Source organism: Dietzia sp. CQ4, from assembly GCF_014145125.1.
Classification (GTDB): domain Bacteria; phylum Actinomycetota; class Actinomycetes; order Mycobacteriales; family Mycobacteriaceae; genus Dietzia; species Dietzia natronolimnaea.
Window position 1 is genome coordinate 1 of the sequence record NZ_JAALDZ010000027.1, and the last position, 6,694, is coordinate 6,694.

8 protein-coding genes are annotated in these 6,694 nt (G+C 67.3%); 6 read left to right on the forward strand and 2 right to left on the reverse strand.

Annotated elements, in window-relative coordinates:
- Window positions 1–926 (forward strand): hypothetical protein (locus tag G6031_RS01875; protein WP_206682125.1); only part of this gene is annotated, 926 nt, incomplete at its 5' end.
- Here the strand turns inward: G6031_RS01875 and G6031_RS01880 are convergent.
- Both G6031_RS01880 and G6031_RS01885 read right to left on the reverse strand, forming a co-directional pair.
- A complete protein-coding gene (locus G6031_RS01880; protein ID WP_027020465.1) occupies window positions 885–1,886 on the reverse strand; it encodes an IS481 family transposase in 1,002 nt (333 codons plus the stop codon). The genes G6031_RS01875 and G6031_RS01880 overlap by 42 nt on opposite strands.
- 5 nt (window positions 1,887–1,891) lie before the next feature.
- Window positions 1,892–2,707 (reverse strand): NAD(P)H-binding protein, encoded by an 816-nt coding sequence (locus tag G6031_RS01885; protein ID WP_027020466.1) that lies wholly within the window; start codon window positions 2,705–2,707, stop codon window positions 1,892–1,894.
- A gap of 83 nt (window positions 2,708–2,790) precedes the next feature.
- On the opposite strand from G6031_RS01885, the gene G6031_RS01890 reads away from it, so the two are divergent.
- The 5 genes from G6031_RS01890 (at window position 2,791) to G6031_RS01910 (ending at window position 6,641) form a co-directional block, all read left to right on the forward strand.
- Window positions 2,791–3,213, forward strand: coding sequence for a helix-turn-helix domain-containing protein (locus G6031_RS01890; RefSeq protein ID WP_182652251.1), 423 nt, complete (start codon window positions 2,791–2,793; stop codon window positions 3,211–3,213).
- Window positions 3,214–3,292: 79 nt separating this feature from the next.
- On the forward strand, window positions 3,293–4,600 hold the full coding sequence (locus G6031_RS01895; RefSeq protein ID WP_182652252.1) for an AAA family ATPase: 1,308 nt from the start codon (window positions 3,293–3,295) through the stop codon (window positions 4,598–4,600).
- 134 nt (window positions 4,601–4,734) lie between these two features.
- Entirely contained in the window at window positions 4,735–5,373 is a 639-nt protein-coding gene (locus tag G6031_RS01900; RefSeq protein ID WP_182652253.1) for a hypothetical protein, read from the forward strand.
- A gap of 103 nt (window positions 5,374–5,476) precedes the next feature.
- The gene (locus tag G6031_RS01905; protein ID WP_182652254.1) at window positions 5,477–5,926 is read left to right on the forward strand and encodes a hypothetical protein; all 450 of its coding nucleotides are present in this window, start codon (window positions 5,477–5,479) and stop codon (window positions 5,924–5,926) included.
- Window positions 5,927–6,338: 412 nt separating this feature from the next.
- Complete coding sequence (locus G6031_RS01910) at window positions 6,339–6,641, forward strand: hypothetical protein (protein WP_182652255.1); 303 nt, start codon at window positions 6,339–6,341, stop codon at window positions 6,639–6,641.
- Window positions 6,642–6,694: the final 53 nt, after the last annotated feature.

A 6,694-nucleotide genomic window follows, 5' to 3' on the forward strand; every position in this document is an offset into this window, starting at 1 on the left:
TTTTCGCCCAGCGATCCGCAGATCCCCGTGAATCACCGGGGTTAGCGCGCGTGCACGCCGGGGCCGATGATCCGGTCCGGGCGTCCGCCGCCGAGGCGGTGGCCTGGCTGACCGAGCGGGCGGACTTTCCCGGCACGTCGGCGTTGGTGGACCTGGCGGCAGTGTCCGCCGTGGCGCTCGTGGCCGGAGTCCCGCCGTCCCGTGATCACACCCCGGCGACCTGGCATACCTGGCTGGACCTGCCCGCCGACCGCATCGCGGCGACTTTCGCATGGGCGGAGGTCCTTGCGACCCGGCCTGCTGGGGTGCCCGCGTTGCTCGATGCCGTCCGCGCGGACGACGTCGAGTCGTGGGAGCGCCGCCGGGAGTCGGTGGCGGGCGGCTGGTGCCACACCATGCCCGAGGGTCTGGCCCATGCCGCTGTGGGTTTGCGCTCGCGGTGCGACACCGCCGACCTGTGGGAGGCGGCGCTGCTCTCTGATCCGAAGTGGCGGCGGCGGGCCGTGCACACCGGTCACGTGGTGGTCGGCACTGCTGAGCGTCGTACGGGCGTGGCCGGGTTCCTGGTCACCGCTGACCGTCTCGACGCGAGGATGAGCGCCGGAACCGAGGTCACCGGTTGGACTGGCGACCCCGACGCCGAGACGTTCGGCCGCTTCTTTACCGCCGTGCGGTCGGCTGCCGTCGTGGACGGTCGCCTGGTCCTGGCGTGCGATAAGACCGCCCGTATGCCCGCGCACGGTGACCCGGTGACCGTGACTACCGCCCCGCCGTCGCCGCAGATGCAAACCAGTGTCCGCATCAATATGTGGTCCAAGTACAAGGCGCGGGGGTCGTGGATCGCCCGCGCTGACACCCCCACGTTGAGCCGCCGCGATGTGCCCCTAGATGTAGGAGGTCAAGACGTTGGTGACGCCTTGGCGTAGCCGCGATGCTGGAGGTTCACCGTCGGCGGTGCTGTGCGGCCGGTGGTAGTTGTAGTGGACGTTCCACACGCCGAGCGCTTCACGGCGTTGATCCTCTGACGTCCATGTGCGGGCGTAGAGAAATTCTTCAGACAGGATCCGGTTGTAGCGCTCTACCTTTCCGTTGTGTCGAGGCGTGTACGGCGTGATCCGCTGGTGGCGCGCGCCGAGTAGCGCTCGAGCGAACGCGTCGGCGCGGTAGCAAGCTCCGTTGTCGGTGACAATCCGTTCGACGTGGGTGATGCCGTGGGCGGCGAACCACGCTCGGGCGCGGTGCATGAACGCGATCGCGGTGACAGCCTTTTCATCTGTCAGGGCTTCGGTGTAAGCGAGCCGTGAATAGCCGTCGATCGCGGAGTGTAGGTAGACGTAGCCGCCCCGCTTGGTCTTCCTCTTGGAGCGCTCGGCTGCCTTGGCCTGGTCGGTTCCTCGGCCGTGGACTCGCCAGCCGCCGCCGTTAGGGATTCGGCCGACCTTCTTCACGTCGATGTGGACCATGTGGCCGGGCCGGCGGGCGATGATCTTGCGTGGTTCGCGGTTTGTATCTCCGTTCGGGTCGATGAACTTCCGGCGGTTCAGCCCGAGGGCATGAAGGTGACGAGAGACCGTACGACGGCTGATCTTGATGTCCTCGTCTTGGAGTTCGAAGGCGATCCGGGAGGCGGACCACTTCTGTGTGCGACGTAGGTCCTCGATCCGTGCCACGGTGTCCGCAGAAGTCGCTGTCGGCTGGCGGCGAGGGGTCGAGGAGCGATCCAGGAGGCCAAGCTCCCCATCCTGGCGGTAGCGGTTGACCCACTTCGATGCACACGCCCGAGAGATGCCCATCTCAGCTGCCACGTGCGCGATCGGACGGGTGCGGCAGCGTTCTACGAGCCGTCGACGACCTTCGAGGGACAGCGGCGCATTGCGATGAACCATCCGTGTCAGCGAGCGCCCGGACGCATCGCAGCCGCAGTGTCCGCCGCTACAGCCAGCGCATCGGTCAGCGGCCGGTCGAGTAGCTGTGCAAGGTCAGGGCTGGAGTTGCTGAGCTGCCCATGTCGGACGCTGGTGGCGATCGAGGCGAGCATCGGCGGCTGGAACGGCAGCAGGGCGTCGTCGGCAAGGAGACGGGCGCGGTACTCGCCAAGGCCGATCGATCGGTGAGCGATCCCGAGATGCTCGGCGACGCCCCCAGTGGAAATCGGTTCGCCGACCAGCTCGTAGGTCTTGCCAGCGTGATCGGTCGGTTGACTGGCGACGATGGCTGCTGCGGCAGCCAGGTCGACACGAGCAACAGCTGAGAGAACACCATCGCCGAACGCCGACTCCAGACCGTTGGGCGTCCACGTCAACAGCGCGCCGAAGAGTTCGGCGTAGAGACCATTACGCAGGATCGTCCAGGCAAGGCCACTGTCCTTGACCAGGTCCTCAGTGACGCGGTGGGCAAGGGCGAACCCGAGGTGATCCCCGGTTCCGGTCAAGCTGGTGTAGATCACATGCAGCACGCCGTCACGGACAGCGGCATCAAGAACGGCCCGATGCCGGGCGATGACCTGGTCATCCTCGGCGTACCCGGCTGAGACCAGGACCAGCGTCGAGACACCAGTGAGGTCCAGGCTGGCGGGGTCGTCGAAGTCCAGGTGACGCTGCCCATCGGCCGGAGTCCTGCTGCCGCCCAAGGCGGGCACGCTTCGGTCGGCCAACTCCTGAAGCGTGAGGGATGCGAGCTGTCCGTTCGCGCCGGTAACCATAATCATTGCGGTCGTTCTCCTAGGTGGTTCTCATCAGTAACTACGATGAGTCTCGACCGATCAAGGACCGCCCACAAGGAGGCAGTTTGATGTCAGTGACGCACACCGAGGTAACCGCTGGACCCGCAGAGCTCGACCCGTGCGGCCAACCCGACCACCCCGACTGCGGGATCCGCGATGTCCTCGATCGCGTGGGCGACAAGTGGTCGGTCCTCGTGATCGTCGAGCTTGCCAATGGAGCACGCCGCTTCCGGCAGCTTCAGCGCGCCATCGATGGAATCTCCCAGCGGATGCTGACGCTCACGGTGCGCCGGCTGGAGCGCGATGGGCTGGTACTCCGGACCGTGTATCCGACCGTGCCTGCCCAAGTCGATTACCGACTTTCCGAAACCGGCGCGAGTCTGACCCATCTTGTCAAGGCGCTAGCGGACTGGTCACTTGAGCACCGAGACGACATCGCCCATGCGCGCCAGGCTTACGACGCGCAACATCCGGACAACGAGATCAGATGACCGTCCGCGTCATCAACCTCATGACCCGCAACACCTAGAGGTCATGATCGCCGCCGCCGACGAGTGAGAGAGGCTCGCAATGCGTATCCGAACCCCCGACACCACCGCCGCGCCTACCGCCGCTACGCCTGCCGCCGCGCCGGTCACGGTCGCGCCGCCTCGCTTTCCCGGTGCCGATCTGCTCGACCACGCCGTGACCGCCGACGTACTGTTCCGAGTCTGGTCCGGCGACCCGGCGGTGATCGTGCCGTCGCCGCCTGGTGCCGGTAAGACCCGGCTCGTGGTGCTGCTCGCCGCCGCGCTGGCGCATCGGGCAGGACTGCGGGTGGCTATCGCCGCGCAGACGCGCGCTCAGGCCCGCCAGATCGCGCAGCGGCTCGCGGTGGTCTCCGATGAGCGGTCCCGGCTGATCGTGTCAGCCAAGGACCGTGATCTGTCCGGCGCGGACACCGGGTTGGAGATCGTGCGAGGACGCCAGATCGCGTGGCCCCGGTCCGGTGGCGGGATCATGGTGGCGACCGGTGCCCGTTGGCTGTTCGCCAAACCGCAGGAATTGCAGGCTGACGTGTTGATCGTGGATGAGGCGTGGCAGTGCACATACGGTGATCTGGGGGCGCTGGCCTGTATGGCGGCGCAGGTCGTGCTCGTGGGTGATCCGGGACAGATCGCGCCAGTGGTGACCGGCGAGACCAGGCGGTGGCAGGCCTGCGCGACGGGGCCGCAGGTGCCCGCCCCTGACGGGCTGTTGGCCGAGCACGGTGACGCGCTCGCGGTGGTGAGGATGCGCCAGACCTGGAGGTTGGGTCCAGAGACGACGGCGCTGATCTCGGGGGCGTTCTATGCGCCCGCAGGGCTACCGTTTACGTCCCGTCGCCCGCCCGAGCACTTACTCACCGCTGACGGCGAGAAGCTGGGCGAGATCGCTCACCGTGACGTGCTGACGACCTCCGGCCCCGGCGACCCCGCGTTGGCCGTCGCCGCCGCCGAGCGGGTGCGGGAGCTGTTGGACTGTCACGTCGTCACCGACGACGCGGTGGGTCCGATGCGCGATGAGGACGTGGCGGTGGTCGTGCCGCACGTGGCGCAGGCGTCACAGGTGCGGGCGCTGCTGGCCGGAGAGGCCCCCGGCGTGCTCGTGGGTACCGCGAACTCCCTACAGGGGCTAGAGCGTCGGGCCGTGGTCGCCTACCACCCGCTGGCGGGTCGGCGGTCGGTAACGGCGTTCGCGGTGGAGACGGGCCGGGCGTGCGTGATGCTCACACGGCACCGCGCCCACCTGACCGTGATCTGCGATCCGGCGTGCCCCGACTTGTCGGCGGCGGACGATCCCGACGTGCGCAACCTGGCGGCGGTCACGGCGCTGCTGGAGGAATCGCCGGAGGTCTGAGCGGGGCGGGGCCCGGCAGCGTCGTGCCGGGCCGACGCCCACACGCGGCCCCCGGCACCGAAAGCGCCGGCGTCAGATGCGCTGCAGGAGCGGTTCTGTCGGGGTTCTCTGACACAGTGGAGCGCGGTATAAATGTGCTCGGCGAAGGGGGAGAAGTGGGGTTATCAGAGCGCATCAGGACGGATCCGGCGTCAGTTACCCACGAGGGGGACTGGGGCTTTTTGGCATGGTCGGGTGCTGTGGTGTTGGTCCTCTTGGCTATCACGCTGGTGATCCTTGGGTGCTGCGCGGCGATCTGGACGTCTCAGTGGGCACGGTCCTTCGACAGCGTTGACTGGGGGTACGGCTGGTGGGGCACCTGGGGGCCGCCGATCCTGCTGATAGTTCTCGCTGTCACCACGGCCGCGTCCTGTGTTGGGGGGCCGGTGCTGCTGGCCTCGAAAGTCCACGGCATCGCTCGGCACACTGCGAGCACCGGATTGAGTTTTACTCTGATTATCGGGGTGTACATCGTGGCGTATGTGGCCCTCTGGAAAGTGGGCGAATGGGTGGCCACTGGATTCGGAGTAGACCGTTTCGATTACGGCGAGGAGCGCCTCTGGCGGCGAATTCTTCGCGGCGCCGCGGTGGTCTTTGTTGTGCTGGCGTTTGGCAACGTCGTGATGGAATCGCTCAACCTTATCTCCGCTGCCAGCGGGATTGCGATAAGTACGTTACTGGCATTCCTGGCCATGGCCGCGATGTTTCTTGTGGCGTCCGCGCTATCCAGGTGACTACTGGCAAGAGGGAGATGTCGTAGGGCGGGCTTATGGTTTGGGGTGTCCACATCGAGCGGAACTAACCACTCCGTTCTCCCAACGAGGAGGAGATCTCCCCATGCCCAGCTTTTCCACTGTCAACGCCGTCCTGATCGACATCGACGGCACCGTGACCGATGAGCCGGTTGAGGTTCAAGACGGCTCGACCCTGGCCGGCATGTACCGGGTAGTGCGGTGCTCCTACGTCGAGCGCATCGCCGTGATGGATGTACCCAACGCCGATTCACTGAGCGTCGACGCCTGGGTCGACGAAGAGGGCATCTACAACTCGGTGCCGAACGTCGTAGCCCAGGTCGTGCTTAAGGCGATGTCCGGGATCGGCCGCGGACCCGTATTCGGCCGCGTGCTGCTCCTCGGGGGCGACGAGACCTCGGGGGAGACAGTCTCCCTTCCCGGGGGTGTGATCGAGCTTGTGCGCGAGCTGGCGAGGCTGGCGCGGAGCAACCCGCGCGTCCGCCAGGCATGTGAGGCCGCAGTCGCCAGAGGAGTGGAGCTCGGCCGCCTCTGAGATTGTCCGTAGCGGGCCCGGCGATGATCGGGCTCGCTACGGCATCCGGACGGCCCGGATCGTCTGGGGACGGGCCCCGGGCGGGACGTGCTCACCCCACCGACTACCCGCCGCAGCGTCTGCGCCGGTGCCTGCTCCCCGAAGCAGACGATGGTGTCGGAGTCATGGCCTAGCGTCGTGGGTGTCCATTTAGGGCGGGAGTGACCAGCCCGCCCCGAGAACGAGCCCGGGGGGATCTCCTCGGAGAGGGAGGTGAGTGGTGTCCTGGAATCAGGGCATTGCCGAGGTCGTGGAGCGAGTGGCGACTGCCCGGCAGCGAAGCGCTGTAAGCACACGGCTCAATGAGAGCTTGGCGAAGATCGGCACGTCGGAAGCGGTGGGAAAGTGGTTAGCGCCCAGGGGGTGGCAGAGCGTGGTGGAGACCTACGCTGCCGCCCACGGTCAGGCCGCAGACGACCGGCAGGCGGGGCTGAGGTCCGGCGGGGACGAGGAAGCAATGGTTCGCGCGAGCGCCGGCGCGGCCATGCTCGTTGTCAGCCACTGGCTCGGAGAGCCCAAGGTGCGTGAGGGCGAGGTCGAGTACTCCCTCGAGAACGCGATGGTGAACCTGCTTCACGCTGCCGACGAGGTCGGAGTGGACCCGCTCCAGGTCCTGGCCGGGGCACTCGAGCGATACGAGGACACACTCGTCGAAGGGGACGGCGCCCAGGAGTAGCCGCCGCCGCTGGACACGAGCGGCCCCCCGCCGGCTTCTGCCGGCGGGGGGCC

What these genes read in the sequence shown, in the direction of transcription:
- G6031_RS01905 (WP_182652254.1), top strand. Translation starts at nt 5,477, where the DNA reads ATGCCCAGCTTTTCCACTGTCAACGCCGTCCTGATCGACATCGACGGC.
- G6031_RS01890 (WP_182652251.1), top strand. Translation starts at nt 2,791, where the DNA reads ATGTCAGTGACGCACACCGAGGTAACCGCTGGACCCGCAGAGCTCGAC.
- G6031_RS01885 (WP_027020466.1), bottom strand. Translation starts at nt 2,707, where the DNA reads ATGATTATGGTTACCGGCGCGAACGGACAGCTCGCATCCCTCACGCTT.
- G6031_RS01895 (WP_182652252.1), top strand. Translation starts at nt 3,293, where the DNA reads ATGCGTATCCGAACCCCCGACACCACCGCCGCGCCTACCGCCGCTACG.
- G6031_RS01880 (WP_027020465.1), bottom strand. Translation starts at nt 1,886, where the DNA reads ATGGTTCATCGCAATGCGCCGCTGTCCCTCGAAGGTCGTCGACGGCTC.